The 849-nt window shown below is 57.6% G+C and carries 1 protein-coding gene; it reads right to left on the bottom strand.

Annotated features, from left to right (window positions below; genetic code table 11):
* Positions 1-13: 13 nt before the first annotated feature.
* Positions 14-274 carry a reverse transcriptase gene (locus CF68_RS34415; RefSeq protein WP_084187597.1) on the bottom strand — a complete coding sequence of 87 codons (261 nt, stop codon included), beginning with the start codon at positions 272-274 and terminating at the stop codon, positions 14-16.
* Positions 275-849: the final 575 nt, after the last annotated feature.

The raw sequence follows: 849 nt of genomic DNA, 5'->3' as shown, positions 1-849 counted from the left end.
TGTGAGAGGTGCATTATGAGATCACCGTCGGTATCCCCAACGGCCTCGTTCCCGCACCCCCGTCCTTTGGTATATCAACCCGCAAGACCGGTGGTGGCATGTAGCTGCCAGAGGACATCCGATTCCAGATCCGATACAGATTGTTCTTCAAATCCGCCTCGAATTCCTTCATCGACTGTCCATCCACGCCCGCCGCCCCGCGGTTGGCCTTCACCTGCTGATACGCTTCCCACACCTCACGTTTGGAAATACAAAACGCTTTCGCTTTATCCATGCAGGTCCTCCCCTTGCGGGTTGCCCGCAGCATAAAGCCGGACGATGACGCCCCTTCGGTCCGACCCCATTACAGAGCCTTCAACCCTACTACGAACGTCTCCGCCCCTGTGCCCCGCATCGGTACTCTCACCCTTGCGGAGTCCTTCCGCTTGGATTTCTCCCTTCGCATCGGGACGACAGGTTCCCAAGTTCCTTACCAAAGCCTGAATCGAAGTCACGCCGCCTTTATGCCGGATGCCGATTGGGCCGTCAGCAGGCGCCGCCCAACCTTGTCCCGGAGCAAGTGGGCTCCCCGGTTTCGACATCTTCTGGTGAAATTCTCGACACGTCATCAGCGGTTCACTTTCGTTCGTCTCTTCGATCCCTACCTGACAGAGTTCATCCCTGCCTTTTTCCAGCGACGCTCACCACGCAGGCTCTTTACCCACGCAGCTCGTGGCGGTTTGGAGCCCGCTCCTGCAAGCCGACTCCGAAGGACCTTCCTTCATCTTTGGTAAAGCACCGCAGGTATCGATCATCAGACACCCGCGTTCTTGGCACACCCCATCCCCTTATACGGAAGTAGGACCGTCT

It is taken from the genome of Cupriavidus sp. SK-4 (genome assembly GCF_000611125.1).
In the GTDB taxonomy this organism is placed as follows: Bacteria; Pseudomonadota; Gammaproteobacteria; order Burkholderiales; family Burkholderiaceae; genus Cupriavidus; species Cupriavidus necator.
Note: the sequence above shows the minus strand (reverse complement) of the source record. Positions and strands in the feature narration are given on the sequence as shown.